The sequence below is a fragment of the Pseudomonas sp. 30_B genome (assembly GCF_017491605.1).
Classification (GTDB): Bacteria; Pseudomonadota; Gammaproteobacteria; order Pseudomonadales; family Pseudomonadaceae; genus Pseudomonas.
The window spans coordinates 1-460 of sequence record NZ_JAFGYY010000299.1 but is presented as its reverse complement, the minus strand read 5'-3'; the positions used below and the strand labels follow the sequence as shown (position 1 = coordinate 460).

At 54.1% G+C, this 460-nt stretch carries 1 protein-coding gene; it reads left to right on the top strand.

What is annotated here, in order from left to right; genetic code table 11:
* The coding region (locus J5M67_RS28370) for a hypothetical protein (protein ID WP_207888667.1) at nucleotides 1-460 on the top strand (460 nt) is incomplete at both ends.

Here is a 460-nt window from a genome sequence, read left to right as displayed (position 1 = left end):
CGCACTAAAGCAGTTTCTTTCTGAAGCTGATTTGCCACGGAAGTTCGAAGGCAACGCTGATGCGTTGCAGATGATGGCAATTAGCTTTCATGATGCGGGGAACCGAGCGTTGTCCCTCACATATGCTGACCGTGCTTTACATGCGGATGGTGCAGGCTTCTACACGTGGACCAACGTTCTATTTATCGCCACAGATTTCGCCAGTAAGGACCCGTTTTTGGCTTCTATGGGGCTCCTGCCCCCAGAGGTCGCACGTACATTGCAAGCCGTATGCGAATGTTTTGAACCACGCGATGAAAGACTCTGGCGCAAGGAAATCGGCCCACTAGTTTCGGATGCAGCGGCTAACCTTGCGGTCGGAAGGCTACTGCTCGGCGACGCCTTGGCTTGCTTGAAGATTTGCGAGGAAGCGGGCGTATTTGGCGAGTCTGCGTTGAAGCTCGCGGCTCCGCGTGTATAC